Raw genomic sequence first — 17,688 nt, 5'->3', positions numbered from 1 at the left:
TGTCTCGCCGCGTTGCGCGCCGGGACAGCGGAGGGCTGTCGTGTGGTATTTCCGCACGCAATACCTAGTCATCAGGCAGTTCGAGCGGGGTTAACAAAATACGCGATCCCGCGTTGCGAATCTGACGTGCCCGTTAGTCTTCTCGCACGTGGTCGCCGGTTAACGTAGTCCAGCTATTCACTGGACACGACTGATGGGAGCCAGCCGGGTGGACAATCTCATGGCGAATGCGTTCGCCTACCCCTGGTGGGTGTACGTCACCATCCCGTTGGGCGCGGCGTTCGTCGGCTGGATCACCAAGATCATGGCCCTCAAGATGATGTTCTATCCCGTCGAGTTCAAGGGTATTCCGCCATACCTCGGCTGGCAGGGCCAGATTCCCAAGCGCGCACCGAAAATGGCTGCGGTGGCGGTGGATTCGCTGACGTCGGAGATCCTCAAACCCGAGGAGATGTTCGACAAGATCGATCCCGACGAGTTGGTCAAAGAACTCGCCGAACCACTGCGGCAGACCTCCGCGGAAATGGTCGACACCATCATGATGTCGTTCCAGCCGCAGCTCTGGCGCGCGACGCCGGACCAGCTCAAGGACGTCGTCGTCAAGAACGTCGAAAAGCGCATCCCGGTCGCGATGGCCGCGATGTTCGACAAGATGCGCGGCCAGGTCGACCAGATTTTCGACATCAAGCACATGGTCGTCACCAACCTGGTGCGCGACAAGGTCACGCTCAACACGGTCTTCCAGGACATCGGCAAGCCGGCGTTCAAGTTCCTCATCATGTCCGGCCTGCTCTTCGGCTTCCTGATCGGTCTGGTGCAGGCCGTGGTGTTCGGCCTCACCAACTGGCACTGGTCGCTGCCACTGTTCGGCCTGCTGACCGGTGGTCTCACCGACTACGTTGCGCTGCAGATGATTTTCCGGCCGCTGGAGCGCAAGAACGTGTTCCTCGGCATCAAGTGGCAGGGCGTCTTCCAGCGCGAACGCAAGCAGGTCGTCGAGGGCTATGCGGCGCTCATGGCCCGGGAGATCTTCACGCCCCAGGCCATCATGGAGAGCATGCTCAACGGCCCGTCGTCGGACCGGTTCTTCGACATGATCTCCACCGAGATCAGCGCAACAATCGACACGCAGATGGGCTTCACCGGCAAGATCATCAAGTCCGTCGGCGGCCGCCAGTACGTGGACATGAAGAAGCAGATCACCGACTCGATCATCGACAAGCTGCCCGAAACATCCACGTACATCGAGGGATACATGCGGGACCGCCTCGATCTGGAGAACGTGATGGTCAGCAAGATGATGGTGCTGGACTCATTGGCGTTCGAGAACCTGCTGCGCCCGGCGTTCAAGGATGACGAGTGGATCGTGGTCGTGCTCGGCGCCGCCCTCGGTTTCCTGTTCGGCGAACTGCAGGCACAGCTCATCCTGCTGCTCGCGCACTGACCTACGTCTGGCCGGGTGTTCCGGTCAGCTTCCGGACGGTGAGCACTTCGCTGTCGCGGAAGGCCCGCCCGTTGGGGTACAGCAGATCGCTGAACCAGACCTTCGGTTCCGCGGGGTTCGGGTGATCCCAGGAATCCCACGGGAAGTAGGTCTGGGTCTTGCCGGCCACGAGCCCCCAGCTGTACGCACCCACGTTGCGCTGCTTGGCTATTGGCAGAATGCCTTCGACCGTGCTGCCCTGGCTGCGGGCGAGGTACTCCGTGCAGATGATGGGCCGGCCCAGCGGGGCAAGCTCATCGATCCGGGCCGAGAAGCCGGCCGGCTCGGCGTAGCTGTGGAACGAGATGATGTCTGAGTTGTCCAGCTGGATCGACGCGATGGCGCTGCGCTGCGCAGGGTTGGCCCAACTTCCTTGCCACACACCACTTGTCAGCGGCTGTGTGGGGTCGACGGCGCGCGCCCACGCGAACACCTGCGGGAGCAGATCGGCAACGACTTTCATCTTGTCGCTGCGCTCGACCTTGCGGTAGACAGCCGCAGGGTTGTCGGGCTCGTTCCACAGATCCCAGCCGAGCACGCGGTTGTCGTTGCGGAACAGATTGATCACACCGGCGACGTAATTCTGCAGTACCCCACGGTAATTCGGATCGGCGATCCGGTCCGCGCCCGGGCTCTGCACCCAGCCCGAGTTGTGCACCCCCGGGGTCGGGGCTCGCTGCACGCCGAGTTTCGGATGCGGGTCCCAGCACGAGTCGAAGAACACGAACAGCGGCTTGATGCCGTTGCTCGCGGCGATGCTGACGAACTGCGACAGCCGCTGCGCGAAGCCCTGCGGATCCTGCGCCCACAGCAGATCGTGCAGGAACACGCGAACCGTGTTGAAGCCGAACCAGCGGGCGGCGCCGAGTTCGGCCTTGATGCGCCCGGGGTCGTAGGTGCCGGCCTGGAACATCTCGAGCTGGTTGACCGCGGTGGAGGTGATGTAGTTTCCGCCGACCAGCCAGCCCTGCCCTTGGTACCAGTTGTTCGCCCGCTCGGGCGTCCAGCGCGCCCCGGCCGCGGACGCCGGAGCCGGTCCAGAGAATCCGGCCATGGCAGAGCCCGCCGCCAGCAGCAGCGGCACCTTGAGAGCGGTTCTGCGGTCCACCGCACGAGGCTACTGATCTTGATCGGGTAATTGGGGCGCTCTTATCGAGTTGCAACAAACACGATGTCGGGCGGTGACGTCAGGCACTCGGATCAGGCGTTGATACCGGCGGTGAGAATCGCCGCAAGCTCACGATATGCGCTGGCATCGTCGAGTCCGGTACTCTCGCGGACCCGTCGCTGCTGGATGCGGACCATCATGGTCGACGCCAGATCTGCCGCGAAAGACGCATGCACATCGCGGAATTCGCCGCTGCCGACACCCTCGGCGATCATCTCCTGGACCCGACGGGCCGCGATCTGGGTGTTCTTCTCGTAGACGCTGCGCGCCGGCGCGAAGGCATCCAGGTCCATCATGAACTGGTCCGACGCGGCATCCAGCACGGTCCCCACCGCCGACAGATAGGCCGTGATTCGCGCCCGGGCGCCATCGACACCGGCCACCAGCTCTTCCACCTCGTCTGTCGCCTGCCGGAAGAACTGTACGGTCACGGCGCGGACCAGCTGCTCCTTGCTCCCGGCCAGCGTGTAGAGCGTCGACTTCGAGCACCGCAGCCGCCCGGCAATGTCGTCGAGCGTGAGGTGGGCGAACCCCTCGTCGAGGAACAGCGCGATCAGGGCGTCGAACAGCTCAGTGCGTCGGCGGGTGCCGAACGCCGGGGACGTGCGCGTGCTCACACCCGCATAGTACTGCGGCCCTTTACTCAGTACTACTCAATCAGTACTGTGTCAGGTAACTCAGTACTGTCCGACGTATTAGTGGAGTTCCCGGTGCCTGTTGATCGCCTCTTGCCCAACGATGAAGCCCACGCGCTGATCGAACTCACCCGCGACATCGCGGACAAGGTGCTGGACCCGATCGTCGACCAGCATGAGAAGGACGAGACGTATCCCGACGGGGTGTTCCCCACCCTGGGCGAAGCCGGATTGTTGAGCCTGCCGTACCCCGAGGAATGGGGTGGCGGCGGCCAGCCTTACGAGGTGTACTTGCAGGTACTCGAGGAGCTCGCCGCCCGGTGGGCCTCGGTGGCAATCGCAGTCAGCGTGCACAGCCTGTCGTGCCATCCGTTGATGACATTCGGTACTGACGAGCAGCGGCAGCGCTGGCTGCCGGAAATGCTGAGCGGCAACGTGATCGGCGCCTACAGCCTCTCCGAGCCGCAGGCCGGTTCCGACGCCGCGGCCCTGGCCTGCAAGGCCGTCGCGTCCGACGGCGGGTACCGGGTCACCGGCTCGAAGGCCTGGATCACCCACGGCGGGCTTGCCGATTTCTACACCTTGTTCGCGCGCACCGGCGAAGGGTCGCAAGGCATCTCGTGCTTCCTGGTGCCGAAGGACTCGCCCGGCCTGTCGTTCGGCCGCCCCGAGGAGAAGATGGGCCTGCACGCGGTGCCCACCACGTCCGCGCACTACGACAACGCGTTCCTGCCAACCGAGCGCCTCATCGGCGCCGAAGGCCAGGGCCTGCCGATCGCGTTCAGCGCGCTCGACGCCGGCCGGCTCGGTGTCGCCGCCGTCGCCGTCGGCCTGGCCCAGTCCGCGCTGGATCAGGCAGTGGCATACGCCCAGGAGCGAACGACGTTCGGCCGCAAGATCATCGACCACCAGGGACTCGGCTTCCTGCTCGCCGACATGGCCGCCGCGGTCGACTCGGCACGGGCCACCTACCTGGATGCCGCCCGCCGGCGCGACGCCGGGCTGCCCTACTCCCGCAACGCCTCGGTCGCGAAACTGGTGGCCACCGATGCCGCCATGAAGGTCACCACCGACGCGGTCCAGGTGTTCGGCGGCGCCGGCTATACCCGCGACTACCGCGTGGAGCGCTTCATGCGCGAAGCCAAGATCATGCAGATCTTCGAGGGCACCAACCAGATTCAGCGTCTGGTGATCAGTCGCAGCCTGGCGAGCCGGTAGTCGTCAGGCTCCAGCCGGCGCATTCTTGCGCTTGACCTTGCCCGCTGCGCGAATCACCAAAGCCGCCAGGACGACGAGCAGGAACGGGCCGTAGAACAGCGGGTAGGTGATCCCCCGGCGCCAGTAGGCGACGAAGAACGTCAACCAGATCACGTAGCTGCCGGTGAGATGGAGCCGTCGCCAGGATGCATACTGCATCCGCTTGGCGATCCGGTCGAACGAGGTGATCGTCATCGCGATGAGGAAACCGTACGCAATCGTGTCGAGAACGTACACGCCTCCCGGGGTGCGCTCCACGCCGGCTTTGAAGCGTGCACTACTCAGGACCACAGACGCGATGATGAATCCGGCATGGACCAGATGCGAACCGGCAAAGGCGACGCCGAGATAGCGCCGATTACGACGCACCCACGTGGTGAAGTCGTTGGGCCACAACCGATAGGTCGCCGAGGCGGTGAAGGCCAGCAGAAACAAGACTGCCGACGTCCGTGCGGTGATCCGGATGCCTTCGTTCGCGCCGGCCACGCCGCCCACAGTCACCGCGACCGCGGTGGTACCGATGGCGATCGCGATAACCAGCGTCCAGGTCAACCGCCAGCCGGTCAGCTGTGCGCTCAGGCTCCGGTCGGTCCGGTTCGGAGCGTCGATGATCGACATCGGTAACGTAGCCTTTCCTCAAATAGTCTGCCGGACAATCTGTTACGGAGTGGTCAGTGCGACGGCATCCGGCTGACGTCAACCACCGCGTTCGCGAATTGCGCGGGCGCCTCCTGCGGCACGTTGTGACCGATGCCATCGAGGATCCGGTGCTCATACGCCCCGGTGTACATCGCGCGGTATCCCGCGCCATCCTTGGCCGCACCATCGAAGTCACTGGCGATCGTGATGGTGGGGACATGGATCAGCGGTTTGGCCTGCAGGCGTTGTTCGTCTGCGTCGTAACGACTTTCGCCCGCCGCGAGACTCAGCCGCCACCGGTAGTTGTGGATCACGATGGCGACGTGGTCGGGGTTGTCGAACGCGCCGGCGCTCAGTCCGTATGCCGCATCGGTGAAGTGCCACAGTGGCGATGCCTGCGACCAGATGAGCCGATTGAACGCCTTGGTGTTCTTCCGATAGCCGAGTTCTCCGCGCGGCGTCGCGAAGTAGTACTGGTACCACCAACCCAGCTCCGCGTTCGGATCCAACGGCTGCAGGTTGGCCGCCAGATTGACCAGGATGTACCCACTGACCGCAACCAGACCCGCTACCCGCTGCGGCCACAGTGCCGCAGCAGCATTGGCCGTGCGCCCGCCCCAGTCGAAGCCGCCCAGGATCGCCCGCGGGATGTTCAGCGCATCCATCAGGGCCACGACGTCCGTGGCCAACGCAGCTTGCTGACCATTACGGACCGTGGTGTCGGCCAGGAACCGGGTTGAACCGAAGCCCCGCAGATACGGCACGATGACCCGGTAGCCCTGATCGGCCAACAACGCGGAAACGTCCGCGTAGCTGTGGATGTCGTAAGGCCAGCCGTGCAACAGGATGACCGGCTGGCCGTCCGCCGGTCCCGCCTCGACGTAGCCGACGTTGAGATCGCCGGCGCGAACCTGCTTCACCGCACTCAGGTTGTGGACCGGCGCGGGCGGCGGTGTCGTCTTCTCGGTCGTATGCGGTTCTGACGACGATCCGCACGCCGCCAACGACGCGGCGCCGACCGCTGCCGTCGCCATCAAGCCGAACTGCCTTCTGCTGAAGCCGGTCACGGTTCGTCGTTCCTTCCAGAGCGTCTCGGTTTCGCTGCCCACGATTCACCACCGCGGGGTACGGCACCCATCTCACCCGAGGTCACTCATCGTGTCCAACGATCGATTTCGATGGCTGCATCTATTTGACAGATGAGCACCGGTCACCGCCTCAGACCGCAGCCCAGCCCCCGTCCACGCCGAGAACCACACCGTGAATGTTGGCGGCTTCGTCACCGGCCAGGAATGCCACCGCTGCAGCGACCTCTTCCGGCGTGCTCATCCGGCGCGATGGCAGCCGCTCGAGCATGGGTTGAACGTGATCGGCGAACTCCTTCTGCCGTTCGGTCGCGATCGGTCCCGGGGCCACCGCATTGACGCGGACCACAGGTCGCGGCCGCCGCGCTGTTGGCCGGCATCCAGGGCGGCGTCGGCATCATGCTGGCCACCGGCGACCTCACCTATCTCGAGTCGGCGCTGGACGAGGGCATCGGCGCACTACGCCGGCGCTAACCGCCGGGAGCGCTCCAGCGTCGTTCCACCGTCACAGGGCACCCATGGTTGTTAGTTCGCCTACACGTCACCCCATCTGCGTTGACAGCCGTCAACACCGCCAAGAAGGATCGGCAGTATGGCCGCCAAGACCGAAGAGCAGGTTTTCACCGAAATCGAGAGCCGCTTGACGGCCAAGTTTGCGGACCTGCCTCCGGCTCGGGTGACCACCGTCATCGACGGCGCTCGGCAGCAGTTCGCGGAGAGCACCGTTCGGGACTTCGTGCCGCTCCTCGTCGAGCGGCGCGCCGATCAGGAGTTGACCAGGCTGTTGGCCGACGCACCCGGCCGCGGATAGGTCATTCGCTCGGCCCGTCGCCGAGTTTGCTGGCGCCGCAACGGGTTCCGACACCATTCTGATGCCTTCGATACCTCTCCGTGAGGACATTGCGGCTATTGAAACGGTGCGGTCACGGTCGCGGCTCAGTCTCATGTCGAGCGCGCATCCGATTGAGAACATGTCTTGAACCCGCCTCCCGCGGTGCCCTACGGTTCAGCTGCGCAAATTTTCGGCGCTGTAATTTAAGGGCACATTCAAGGAGACGCCGGTGATGATCAGCTTTGGTCGAATCGCTGTGAAAATAGTTGCCAGCGCCGGTGTGTGCGCGACGGCCGTGGCCGTGAGCCCGACCGCCGCCGCAATCCCACTCAAGACCGGTGGATACGCGTGCGACACTGTCGCCACGGCGGCCGGCGCAGCACCCGCAGCCGGGGCACCTGCCGCCGCGGCAGCCGGCGTGCCCTGCGCCGCCCCCGCCGTCGCATCCTCGGGCATCGTCGGCCCCCTGGCAGCCGCCCCGGTCGTCCCGGCGGCAGTCCCGCCGGTTCCCGCCGTCGTCCCGCCCGTCCCGGCAGCAGTGCCCCCGGTCGTGCCGCCGATCCCCGCCGGCTTGCCGATCGGCGCCCCCATCCCGATCGCCGCGGCCCCCGCCGCCATCCCCATGGACATGGGTGGCGTCACCGACGGCAAGGAGGCCCGGACTCTCCGTCCGGTCGACGCCGGCGGCCCGACCCCCAACCTGCCGACCCAACCCGGCCCACAGAACTGAACCATCCAGCTGCACAACCGCTTTCACTGAAGCACCCGAGCCCTTGCGGCTCGGGTGCTTCATGCGTTGCGGCTGCGGTTGACCCTGCACTCAGGGCCGACTTGTCCGAGTAGCGACCGCCCGGGCCACGGGACCAACCGGACGACGGGGTATTTGTACGAGTAGGACCGTCCTGAGTCCAGGATCAACCGGCTGCGGCCCTCAACCCTGATTTGACCCTGAACCTAGGGCGCACTTGTGCGAGTAGCGACCGCCCCAAGTTCAGGATCAACCGACTGTCGGCCTCAACCCTGATTGACCCTGAACCGAGGGCGCACTTGTACGAGTAGGTCCACCCGAACATCAAATCAGCTTGGGACACAGCCCGACTAAGGCTCGACGATCACGGGATCGCCGACGTTGACGTTGTTGAAGTACCACTCGGCTCCCGCGGGCGCCAAGCCGATACAACCGTGGCTGACGTTCTCGAAACCCATCGACTCGACGGCCCAGGGCGCCGAATGCACGAACAGCCCGCGTCGGCTGATCCGTACCGCGTACTCGACCTCGGTCATGTACCCGTCCGGATGGTCGACGGGAATGCCGACACTGCTCGAATCCATAAGCACGTTCCGGTCTTTCGCCAACACGGTGTACTTGCCCAGCGGTGTCTCATACTCCGGCCGACCCATCGTTGCGAGCAACATGCCCGACTCGCCGACATGCGGAAGATGGTGTGGCGCCGGCATGTCCGGCTGAGTCTGGCCGTCGATCGTGACGGTGAAGGTATGGTCCGCGACGTGTGCGGTCCCGATGACGGCCGGACCGGTGGTGACTGCCATCGGCTGACCACCAACCGTCAGCTTGATGGTGCTGTGCGCGGGCCAGAATCCGTCCGGAACCCATTGCACCACTTTGTTATCCAGCCATTCATACTTGCCGGACATCGCGGGTGTCGACGTCACGTCCAGGGCCATCTCCGCGGCGGCGCGGTTGGTGATCGGGCGCTTGAATGTCACCACGATGGGATGCGCGACACCGACCGGAATCCCCTGCGTCGGCTGCGTCGACTCGATGATCGAACCCAACGGCAGGCGAATGCCCGCCGTCTCGATACCGAGTGCGCCGCCGGTGGTGGTCGTGGCCACCACGACCACGGCAAGGACACCGTGTACAAACACCCGCATATATCCGACCCCTTCGTGCGCTGGCCGCATGGTTGAACAGGGTCATCGTATGGGTCGCCGAATGCCGAAATCCATACGGCGCGTCAATATTTCGGTCAAAGATTAGTCACGGATTGGCCACCCAACATCACGGCACCGACCAAGATGCCCAATCTCCGACATAAGTAGTTGACGTACGCGACAATTATGTTACAGGGGGCACAGAAGGGCTGGGCCATGACAACAGACCGCGTTGCACTTCCGGACACTGCGGACCACGAATGTGTCGACTGCGGCTACACCCCCGAGCTCAAGCGGACCCTCGGAGGCTTTCAGGTCTTCGCGGTCTCGTTCGCCTTCATCTCAGTGGCAGTCGGGATTTTCGGGACCTATGACGATCTCCTCCAGACATCCGGGCCGGTCGGCATCTGGCTGTGGATCGTCGCGGCTGTCGGGCAGACGCTCGTCGCCCTCGTCGTCGCGCAGTTCGCGGCGCGCATCGCGCTCAGCGGGTCGTCGTATCAGTGGGCGTCGCGGCTGGCCAGCCCCAAGGTCGGCTGGCTGTTCGGCTGGCTGACGTTCTGGTATCTCGCGATCGCCGCGGTGGCGGTCGACAACGCCTTGGCCAGTCAGGCGCTGATGCCGTTGTTGGGCATCAGCGACAACGAGGACACCGCACGCCTCATCACAATCGCGGTGCTGATCGTCCAGACAGCCCTGGTGATCGCCTCGACCCGGCTGCTCGGCATGATCACCTCCGGCGCGGTCGGATTGGAGCTGGGCATCGTCCTGGTCCTGGTGCTGGTGCTCGGAATAGTCATGGCGGTCACGGGCAGTGGCGATGTCGGCAACCTCACAACTCGCGGTATCACAGCGGGCGCCGGTGACTACTACGCCATCGGCGGCGGGCTCATGGCCGGGATGATCATGGGCCTCACCACGCTGGTCGGTTTCGACTCGGCCGCGAATCTGGCGGAAGAGGCCAAGGATCCGTTCCGCAGCGTGCCGCGCGCCATCGTGGCGTCCGTCGTCGCGGCCGGCGTCGCGGGCCTGGTGTTTCTGATCGCACTCACCATCGCGATCAAGGACGTCAGCACTGTCAGCCACAGCGGCTCGCCGGTCGCCCTCATCATCCGAGAGCAGCTGGGACCCGTCGCCGAACGAATCCTGCTGGCGGGCATCGTGTTGGCCATGTTCGGCGCCGGCTTGGTGGTGCTGGCCGCGTGTTCCCGGCAGGTTTTCGCCATGGCGCGTGACGCCCGTTTCCCCGCGCACCGCCTGATGCGCCAGGTCAACCCACGCACCCAAACCCCGGTGCCGGCAACACTACTGATCCTCGCAGTCGGCGTGGTGCTGATGGCAACACTGCGCGGCGCAGCGCTCATCCAGCTGATCATCGCATCGACCATACTGCCGGCGCTGATCTACGGTGCCATCGTCGTGCTGTACCTCGCGGTCCGGAAACGGTTGGAGCACAAGGAAGGTGGCTTCAGCTTGGGCCGCTTCGAAGTTCCCGTCGCCGCGGTCGCACTGATCTGGGTGGTGTTCGCCCTCTTCGTTCTCGTGACCCCGAGTTCCGCGCGGGTGCCGAGTGTCATCGTGCTCGGCCTCATCGCCGCAGGCCTCGGATACTTCGTCAAGATGCTGGTCTTCGACCGTGGGGTACTCGACCACGAACCGGGCATCGACGAATTCGCCGCGGACCGATGAATCCCCTTCTGAGCCGGCCCGGAACACTCACCGGACCGGTCGTGTGTCCGGATGACGCCGACTACCCCGCGGCCTGTGCCGGATTCAACCTGCTGTACACAAACCGGCCCGCTGTCATCGTATTCGCCAGGGATACAACCGATGTCGTCAACGCACTGACCTGGGCGCGGCAGCATGCTCTGCCGGTGCGGGCCCGCAGCGGGCGGCACTGCCTCGAAGGCTGGTCCACCGTCGACGACGGTGTCGTCATCGACGTCAGTCACCTGAAGTCCGCGGCGATCGACGCCGCCGCACGCACCGCCACGGTTGGTGCCGGTCTCAACCAGTCCGAGGCGGTAGCGATGCTGGGCCGGGCCGGGTTCGCCGCACCCACCGGTACCGAAGGCTCCGTCGGACTGGTCGGCGCGACACTCGGCGGTGGCTTCGGCCTCCTCACGCGTGCCTACGGCATGGCGTGCGACAACCTCCTGGCGGCCGAGATCGTGGTCGCGACCGCCCGCGGCGGCGCCGAGGTGATGGTCGCCGACGCGCATACCAACACGGACCTGCTGTGGGCGTTGCGCGGCGCCGGCAACGGCAATTTCGGCATCGTCACGTCGATGACATACTCGATTCATCCACTCGCGCAATGCATTTATGTGGTGGCGCGTTGGCCCGGCCTGGGCAACCTCTCCGCCGTTTTCGATGCCTGGCAACGCTGTGCGCCGTTCTCGGATCCTCGCCTCACGAGCCAATTGGAGATCCGTCGCGACGAAATTTCGATGGTCGGCGTCCTTGCCTCCGGTTCGGAGCGCGACGCGCTCGATATGCTGGCGCCCATACTGTCCGTCGGCGCGCCCCGTGTCGAATGCACTGACGCCAATTGGCACGACATATTCGCCGGCTTCCAGATACCGATGGACGACGAGCCCGCGAACTGGAAGTTCCTCTCACAGTTCATGTCTGACCCATTTCCAGCGGAAGCGATACAACACATCGGCACCTACATGTCGACAGCACCGACCCCCGCCTGCAATTACTTCACCAATGCATTACGCGGCTCAGTCCCCGTGAGCGAACCTGCCGGAGGCGCGGCCTTCGCTCACCGAGATTCCCTCTTCTATGCCGAACCGGGTGCGGGGTGGGGCGTCCGCGGCGGCGCACCCGCCGCGGACGATCCGTTGACCGACCGCTGCCTCAACTGGATCACAGAGTTCGGAGAAGCATTGCAGCCGTTCATGAATGGTGCGTATACCAATGTTCCCAACGCCGGCATGCCCGACTGGGAACGCGCGTATTGGGGTGCCAATGTCGACCGATTACGCGCCGTCAAAGCCCAATACGATCCCGACAATATATTCCGGTTCGAACAGAGCATCAGAACTGCGCCGAGTAGCGAGAAAAGCGACAGTCCCACATCTTTTCGTCAGTCGCAGAATAAGTGAAACAGTTAACCGAGTTCACTTAGTAGAAAAAACCCAAACCGTGGTGAACCGCCTGATAGGCGGCGAATTCGATTCTCGCTGACTGGGAAGTAGCAATTGTAGAACTCACCTCCGTGGATACGTTATTGCCGCCACAAATCCGTGGTCCACGATGGGAGTATTGCGGTGAAACGCTTGTCCGGCATGGATGCCATGTTCTTGTCCATGGAGGGCACCGAATGGCCACAGCACACGCTGGGTTTGATGATTCTGGAGCCCAGTGACGCACCGGGATTCGACTTCGAGCATCTCCGTGACCACCTCGACCGCCGCCTGCCCTACCTGCCGTCGTTCCGGCGCCGGATTCAAGAAGTGCCGCTGGGACTGGACCGCCCGGTGTGGGTCGACGATCCCGCGTTCAAGCTCGACTATCACATTCACCGCGCGGCGCTGCCCGCTCCCGGTGGCGAGAAAGAACTCGCCGACGTCGTCGGCGAAATCCTGGCCCGCCAGCTCAACCGCAACCAGCCGCTGTGGGAGAGTTGGTTCGTCGAGGGCCTCGAAGGCGGCCGCGTCGCCTTCATCGCCAAGACCCACCACTCGATCGTCGACGGCGTGTCCGGCGCGGGCCTGTCATCGGTGCTCTGCGATGTCACGCCCGATGCCAAGGACCCCATCGTCGCGCTGCCCGACGAGGGCGAGCAACCCCGCCACTCGAGCCTCGAACTGTTCGCCAAGGGCACGCTCGCCGCCGCGACCACGCCACCGAAAGTCGTTCAGTACCTTGGCCAGACCGTCCGCAACGCCGTGACGACCATCAGCCACCTGCGGCGCGACGACCCGCCGCCACGCCCCATGAGCGCCCCCAAGACCAGCTTCAACGGCGCGCTCAGCTCGCACCGCAGCTTCGCGTACACGTCGCTGCCGATGGCGCACATCAAGCACGTGAAGAACGGACTCGGCGTCAAGGTCAACGACGTGATCCTGAACGTCGTGGCGGGCGCGCTGCGCACCTACCTGACCAAGCGCGACGCGCTGCCCGAGACGCCGGTGCTGGCGACCGTGCCGATGTCCACCCGCGACGCGGGCGACGAGACCCCCGGTAACCACGTCCACACCATGATCGCCTCGATGTGCACCGATGTGGCGGATCCGGTCGAGCGGCTGTCCGCCATCCACACCGGCATGAACAGCGCCAAGGCGCTCGCCGAGGATCTGCAGGCCGGCCAGTCCATCGGTCTGACCGACTTCGCGCCGCCGGTCCTGCTGAACCTGATGTTCAAGGGCTTTCGCGCCGCCAAGCTCGAGGACAAGCTGCCATTGGCCAGCAACCTCATCGTCTCGAACGTCCCCGGCCCGCCGATCCAGCTGTACATGGCCGGCGCCAAGATCGAGCACATCGTGCCCGTCGGTCCGCTGACCGTCGGCATGGGCATCAACGTCACCGTCTTCAGCTACGGCGGCAACGTCGACGTCGGCATCCAGGCCGATCCGGACCTCGTCGAGGACCCGTGGGAGATCCTCGAGGGCGCCAAGGCTGAACTCAACCTGCTCCTGGCCGCATCCGGCTGGGAAGAGCCCACGTCCAAGAAGCCTGCCGCCAAGAACGCCGTTACCGCAGTCCCACCGGGTGGGAGTCCTCCCGGCAGCACCGAAAAGGTGTGATTGCCTGCACACGCGGGCAGATCCAGATGGCGATCCACGCCCTGACGACATCGAAAGGAAGTTGCTGCGATGGCAGATTCGGATAGCTTGTCGGACGTGGTGGCCATTGTCACCGGTGGTTCACGCGGTCTCGGCGCGTCGATGGCGCGGCACATCGTGGCCGGCGGCGGCAAGGTCGTGATCGCCGACGTCCTCGACGACGAGGGCAAGCAACTGGCCGCCGATCTCGGGGATGCCGCGCGCTACACGCACCTCGACGTGACGGATCGCGCCCAGTGGGATGCGGCCGTCGCGCTGACGGTCGCAGAGTTCGGCGAGATCACCGGTCTGGTCAACAACGCCGGCATCTCCACGGGCCAGTTCATCGAGCACGAACCGCTGGAGCACTTCCGCACGGTGCTCGACGTCAACCTTGTCGGCGTCTTCAACGGCATTCAGGCCGTCATCGCGCCGATGCGCGCGGCCGGCGGTGGCTCCATTGTCAACATCTCGTCGGCTGCCGGCCTGATGGGCCTGGCTCTGACCGCCGGCTACGGCGCCTCGAAGTGGGCGGTCCGCGGCCTGAGCAAGATCGCGGCTGTCGAACTGGGCACCGACCGCATCCGGGTCAACTCCGTGCACCCCGGAATGACCTACACGCCGATGACGGCACAGGTCGGCATCCAGCAGGGCGAAGGCAACTACCCCAACACCCCGATGGGTCGCGTCGGTGAGGCCGACGAGATCGCCGGGGCCGTGACCTACCTGCTCTCGCGCGCCGCCTCGTATGTCACCGGCGCCGAGATCGCGGTCGACGGCGGCTGGACCACCGGTCCCACCGTCAAGTACGTGATGGGTCAATAGCCAAGGGCTGAGGGCACGGCGGTTGACGCAGTGGCGATGATTGATCATGGCGAACACCGGACCATTCCCGCCCTGGGACGGGTTCTCGAACTGGGACTCACTGGCCAACTGGGACCCGTTCAAACCGCTGGATGCGCTGTCGTCGTTCTGGTCGTCGGCCGCGGGCCGCGCGCTCACCAGCGGCCCGGTCGGCGCCTACCAGACCCTGTTCGACACGCTCCGCAAGCAACTCGTCGGCCGCCGCATGACCGTAAAGCTCAAGTCCGGCGAGATGACGCTGACAGTGACGGCGATCGATGCCGACCTCGAGGTGCGGAGCCTGTCTGTCGGTCAACTCAATACCGTTTCGATCTCGGCAGCCGACATCGTTTGGCACGGTTGGCAATTCGACAAGGCCACCGCCGTCCTGCACAACACACACGTCAAGCCGAGCAATACGCCGGTGCTGGTGGCCGCACCGCTGGAGCTGACCATCGAGATGTCGACCGAGGCCCTCGACAAGGTGATCGAGCGGGCGTCGTCGTTACCGGGTCGCGCCGTGCCGCGCCTGCTCGGCCAGATCGACGCCGGTGGTGTCGCTCAAATCCGTTGGGCGAAAAGGCCGGACCTCGGCCACCTCGAGGTCGACGCGACGATCGACGGGTCGACGCTCCTGGTGAAGCCGCGGCTGGTTGCGCTGCGAAGGGCCCGTTGGCACCTGCCCAAACGATTGCCCGCCTATCGGATTCAGCTGCCGAAGCTGCCCCGCGAGCTCACGCCGACGTCCGTGAGCTTCAGTCCCGAGACGCTGCAGTTGACCGGGCGGATGCCCGAGTGGCGCGTCGAGGTGCCCCGCCGTCGCATCGAAGAAGCCCTCAACCAGCTCAACCAGGTCGGTAAGGCGCTCAATCTGAGTTGGCCGGCGCGCTCGCGGGACTGATCCCCCCACCGATGTTCGGAATGCGATACCCGAACAGCCGCAACGCATTCTCATAGCCGACCTTGCGGCGGTCCGCCTCGCCCATTGGATACGACGCCAGGAAGTCGGCCCCGTCAACGTTGTCGTCCATCGGACGGTCGGCGCGCGGAATCAGTGCGCTGCGTTGCGCGCCAGGTCGATGGCGAACGACTTCACGAAGGTACCCGCGCCGGGCTCCCCACGGCCGCACGACCCGTCGGACTCGCCGACCCGCTTGACCCACAGGTACGCGTCAGCGTGCGCACCGGCGGTGTCGGTCGTCGGCGCGACACCCAACGCACGGCCATCGGGGTTGCACCAGTACATCGGGTCGCCTTCGGCGGGCCCGGCACCGTTGCGCGACGTGTCGATGACGTAGTGCGCGCCGTTGGTCAGGCCGGAGATCGCCTCGCCGTATCCGATCTCCTCGTTGGTGGTGAAGTAGTTGGTCGTGTTGAGGCTGAAGCCGCGCGCCTTGGCGACACCGACATCGTTCAGCCGCGAGGCCATCGTCTCGGCGCTCACCCAGCGCGAGTGTCCGGCGTCGATGTAGACCGCGGCAGCCGGGTCGCGCGTCAAGGAGTCGACGGCGTAGCGGATCAGGTCGAAGCGCTCCTGGCGCTGGCCGGCGGACAGGCAGTCGGCCATCGCGAGTGCGTCGGGTTCGACGATGATCGCCGCCGGCGAGCCACCGAGTCCGGCAGCGATGCTGTCGATCCAGGCCCGGTAGCTGTCGGCCGAACCGAAGCCACCCGCCGCGTAGCTACCGCAGTCGCGGTGCGGGATGCCGTACAGCACCAGCACGGGGGTGGCGCCCGCGGCGTTGGCCGCACCGGCCAGCCCGGCGACGGTGCCACCGACGGTCGAGGCAGGGAACGCCTGATCCAGCCAGTACGCCTGCGGCGTGTTGGCGATGGCGGTGAGCTCGGGGCTGGGCGGGTCGGCCTGCGCGGCGGCGGCCCGGGCCTTCGAGATCGGGTCGGCGTAGAAGGGTCGGCCGGCCAGCGGGTTGCTGTCATCGACCAGGCGGATGGCCGGAGCGCCGTCGCGAAGCGACGATACCGAGACCGCGCGCGGCGATTCAGTTGACAGGCCCACGCCGGCGACGGCGGCAACAGCCAGGAGGGGAGCAGTCCAGCGGGCAACAACGCCAACAGCTGAGGAGATCACCCCAGAAAAATAGTTCGACTTGGTCAATATGCGCCAATCGGGGCCCAAAGTTGGTGTGCGAGTGACCAATGTGGCTCATCGGCCCGCGTCTAGCCCCCGGCGTTGCAGAGCGAGCCGCGTCTAGTTGGTCGACGGTGGTTCGAAGGTTTGGTACCACCACCATTGAGCGCTTCCCCGGTCGGTCCGGGGCACGGCGGCACATCCGGTGGCGGTGTCGTCGGTGGCCGCGCGAGTGATCCGCCGTCGAGTTGGTGGCCCGTCTCGGCGGTCGACCTACGAAGTGATCTGCATCGTGTCCCTGCGAACACCAGGATCATCTCGGCCAGCCCATTGGGTTCCGGCCGTCGCAGAGTAGGTGTCAGACCGCCGCTTCCCATCGAGAGGACTTCGTCAGATGACCATCGCAAAAGCAGAGGCCGACCATGGCGACGAGTGACGCTCAGCAGATTCCGTTCAACGGGGTGCGGGTGCGATTCGACAGCGACAAGACGTTCGATGAGCTGCGGGACGATCTGCTCACCGATATCGGTGCCGAGCCCGCGCAGATAACCAATCTCCCGGCCTTGGCCGAGCGAGACTGGGACGCGTTCGCAGCGGATGTCCAGCACCAGGCCGGGCCCAGCGACTTCATGTTGATGCACCTGATCGACCACAGCCTGTGGCTCAGCACCGCGGGAGTGGAGCGCAAGGTGCTGCGCGTCATCCTGGGCAATCCGCTCATCGCGATCACCATGATCCGTCACGACCTCACTGCCGGGCTGTTCGCTCCCGTGGAGGTTCTTCTGACGGAAGAGGATGACAATTGCAGCAGCCTGACCTACGTCAAGCCGTCGTCACTGATGGTTGTCGATGAAAATCCGCCGCTGCGTGCGGCGGCACTCGTCTTGGACGAAAAACTCGCCGCCCTGGCCGAGAAGGTCGCGAGCACAGGCGATGCACCGTGAGCTCGACCGCCGCCGGCTCTCCCAACGCCTTCGATCTGAAGC

The 17,688-nt window shown here is 65.2% G+C and carries 16 protein-coding genes and 2 pseudogenes; 11 read left to right on the top strand and 7 right to left on the bottom strand.

What is annotated here, in order from left to right; all coding sequences use genetic code 11:
* Nucleotides 1-193: 193 nt before the first annotated feature.
* Nucleotides 194-1,444 (top strand): DUF445 domain-containing protein, encoded by a 1,251-nt coding sequence (locus QRN63_RS08695; RefSeq protein WP_285030429.1) that lies wholly within the window; start codon nt 194-196, stop codon nt 1,442-1,444.
* Between the two features lies 1 nt (nt 1,445).
* Here QRN63_RS08695 and QRN63_RS08690 read toward each other — a convergent pair whose 3' ends face one another.
* A complete protein-coding gene (locus tag QRN63_RS08690) occupies nt 1,446-2,591 on the bottom strand; it encodes a cellulase family glycosylhydrolase (RefSeq protein ID WP_285030428.1) in 1,146 nt (381 codons plus the stop codon).
* 92 nt (nt 2,592-2,683) lie between these two features.
* Nucleotides 2,684-3,268: a TetR/AcrR family transcriptional regulator gene (locus tag QRN63_RS08685; RefSeq protein ID WP_267319741.1), complete on the bottom strand. Its 585-nt coding sequence runs from the start codon at nt 3,266-3,268 to the stop codon at nt 2,684-2,686.
* Between the two features lie 93 nt (nt 3,269-3,361).
* On the opposite strand from QRN63_RS08685, the gene QRN63_RS08680 reads away from it, so the two are divergent.
* Complete coding sequence (locus tag QRN63_RS08680; RefSeq protein WP_267319742.1) at nt 3,362-4,504, top strand: acyl-CoA dehydrogenase family protein; 1,143 nt, start codon at nt 3,362-3,364, stop codon at nt 4,502-4,504.
* A 3-nt stretch (nt 4,505-4,507) separates the two neighbouring features.
* Here QRN63_RS08680 and QRN63_RS08675 read toward each other — a convergent pair whose 3' ends face one another.
* The 3 genes and pseudogenes from QRN63_RS08675 to QRN63_RS08665 form a co-directional block, all read right to left on the bottom strand.
* Entirely contained in the window at nt 4,508-5,161 is a 654-nt protein-coding gene (locus tag QRN63_RS08675; protein WP_285030427.1) for a hypothetical protein, read from the bottom strand.
* 53 nt (nt 5,162-5,214) lie between these two features.
* Nucleotides 5,215-6,216, bottom strand: coding sequence for an alpha/beta fold hydrolase (locus tag QRN63_RS08670; RefSeq protein ID WP_285030561.1), 1,002 nt, complete (start codon nt 6,214-6,216; stop codon nt 5,215-5,217).
* A 184-nt stretch (nt 6,217-6,400) separates the two neighbouring features.
* Nucleotides 6,401-6,613, bottom strand: a pseudogene (locus QRN63_RS08665) (SDR family oxidoreductase); the annotation flags it as partial.
* An 11-nt stretch (nt 6,614-6,624) separates the two neighbouring features.
* On the opposite strand from QRN63_RS08665, the pseudogene QRN63_RS08660 reads away from it, so the two are divergent.
* The 3 genes and pseudogenes from QRN63_RS08660 to QRN63_RS08650 form a co-directional block, all read left to right on the top strand.
* Nucleotides 6,625-6,741, top strand: a pseudogene (locus QRN63_RS08660) (TetR/AcrR family transcriptional regulator); the annotation flags it as partial.
* 118 nt (nt 6,742-6,859) lie between these two features.
* Nucleotides 6,860-7,078 (top strand): three-helix bundle dimerization domain-containing protein, encoded by a 219-nt coding sequence (locus QRN63_RS08655; protein ID WP_285030426.1) that lies wholly within the window; start codon nt 6,860-6,862, stop codon nt 7,076-7,078.
* A gap of 322 nt (nt 7,079-7,400) precedes the next feature.
* The gene (locus QRN63_RS08650; RefSeq protein ID WP_285030425.1) at nt 7,401-7,829 is read left to right on the top strand and encodes a hypothetical protein; all 429 of its coding nucleotides are present in this window, start codon (nt 7,401-7,403) and stop codon (nt 7,827-7,829) included.
* A 368-nt stretch (nt 7,830-8,197) separates the two neighbouring features.
* Here QRN63_RS08650 and QRN63_RS08645 read toward each other — a convergent pair whose 3' ends face one another.
* Nucleotides 8,198-8,995 carry a L,D-transpeptidase gene (locus QRN63_RS08645; protein ID WP_285030424.1) on the bottom strand — a complete coding sequence of 266 codons (798 nt, stop codon included), beginning with the start codon at nt 8,993-8,995 and terminating at the stop codon, nt 8,198-8,200.
* A gap of 216 nt (nt 8,996-9,211) precedes the next feature.
* Here QRN63_RS08645 and QRN63_RS08640 point away from each other — a divergent pair, with 216 nt between their 5' ends.
* The 5 genes from QRN63_RS08640 (at nt 9,212) to QRN63_RS08620 (ending at nt 15,514) form a co-directional block, all read left to right on the top strand.
* Nucleotides 9,212-10,684, top strand: a complete 1,473-nt coding sequence (locus QRN63_RS08640; protein WP_285030423.1) for an APC family permease — start codon at nt 9,212-9,214, stop codon at nt 10,682-10,684.
* The gene (locus tag QRN63_RS08635) at nt 10,681-12,108 is read left to right on the top strand and encodes an FAD-binding oxidoreductase (protein ID WP_285030422.1); all 1,428 of its coding nucleotides are present in this window, start codon (nt 10,681-10,683) and stop codon (nt 12,106-12,108) included. The genes QRN63_RS08640 and QRN63_RS08635 overlap by 4 nt, the downstream gene beginning before the upstream one ends.
* A 165-nt stretch (nt 12,109-12,273) precedes the next feature.
* Entirely contained in the window at nt 12,274-13,752 is a 1,479-nt protein-coding gene (locus QRN63_RS08630; RefSeq protein ID WP_285030421.1) for a WS/DGAT/MGAT family O-acyltransferase, read from the top strand.
* Between the two features lie 69 nt (nt 13,753-13,821).
* A complete protein-coding gene (locus QRN63_RS08625) occupies nt 13,822-14,595 on the top strand; it encodes a glucose 1-dehydrogenase (RefSeq protein WP_285030420.1) in 774 nt (257 codons plus the stop codon).
* Between the two features lie 46 nt (nt 14,596-14,641).
* Nucleotides 14,642-15,514, top strand: coding sequence for a hypothetical protein (locus QRN63_RS08620; RefSeq protein WP_285030419.1), 873 nt, complete (start codon nt 14,642-14,644; stop codon nt 15,512-15,514).
* A 150-nt stretch (nt 15,515-15,664) separates the two neighbouring features.
* Here the strand turns inward: QRN63_RS08620 and QRN63_RS08615 are convergent, their stop codons facing one another.
* Nucleotides 15,665-16,771, bottom strand: coding sequence for a glycoside hydrolase family 6 protein (locus tag QRN63_RS08615; RefSeq protein ID WP_410506145.1), 1,107 nt, complete (start codon nt 16,769-16,771; stop codon nt 15,665-15,667).
* A gap of 353 nt (nt 16,772-17,124) precedes the next feature.
* On the opposite strand from QRN63_RS08615, the gene QRN63_RS08610 reads away from it, so the two are divergent.
* Complete coding sequence (locus QRN63_RS08610; RefSeq protein WP_285030418.1) at nt 17,125-17,646, top strand: DUF302 domain-containing protein; 522 nt, start codon at nt 17,125-17,127, stop codon at nt 17,644-17,646.
* Nucleotides 17,647-17,688: the final 42 nt, after the last annotated feature.

This window comes from Mycolicibacterium sp. lyk4-40-TYG-92 (assembly GCF_030209435.1).
Lineage (GTDB): Bacteria > Actinomycetota > Actinomycetes > Mycobacteriales > Mycobacteriaceae > Mycobacterium.
The sequence above is the reverse complement of the archived record's forward strand: the minus strand, read 5'-3'. Positions and strand labels throughout refer to the sequence as shown.

Excerpts from the sequence above, each read along its gene's own strand:
- QRN63_RS08635 (WP_285030422.1), top strand. The coding sequence starts at position 10,681 with ATGAATCCCCTTCTGAGCCGGCCCGGAACACTCACCGGACCGGTCGTG.
- QRN63_RS08625 (WP_285030420.1), top strand. The coding sequence starts at position 13,822 with ATGGCAGATTCGGATAGCTTGTCGGACGTGGTGGCCATTGTCACCGGT.
- QRN63_RS08670 (WP_285030561.1), bottom strand. The coding sequence starts at position 6,216 with ATGGCGACGGCAGCGGTCGGCGCCGCGTCGTTGGCGGCGTGCGGATCG.
- QRN63_RS08645 (WP_285030424.1), bottom strand. The coding sequence starts at position 8,995 with ATGCGGGTGTTTGTACACGGTGTCCTTGCCGTGGTCGTGGTGGCCACG.
- QRN63_RS08610 (WP_285030418.1), top strand. The coding sequence starts at position 17,125 with ATGGCGACGAGTGACGCTCAGCAGATTCCGTTCAACGGGGTGCGGGTG.
- QRN63_RS08675 (WP_285030427.1), bottom strand. The coding sequence starts at position 5,161 with ATGTCGATCATCGACGCTCCGAACCGGACCGACCGGAGCCTGAGCGCA.
- QRN63_RS08620 (WP_285030419.1), top strand. The coding sequence starts at position 14,642 with ATGGCGAACACCGGACCATTCCCGCCCTGGGACGGGTTCTCGAACTGG.
- QRN63_RS08640 (WP_285030423.1), top strand. The coding sequence starts at position 9,212 with ATGACAACAGACCGCGTTGCACTTCCGGACACTGCGGACCACGAATGT.
- QRN63_RS08655 (WP_285030426.1), top strand. The coding sequence starts at position 6,860 with ATGGCCGCCAAGACCGAAGAGCAGGTTTTCACCGAAATCGAGAGCCGC.
- QRN63_RS08695 (WP_285030429.1), top strand. The coding sequence starts at position 194 with ATGGGAGCCAGCCGGGTGGACAATCTCATGGCGAATGCGTTCGCCTAC.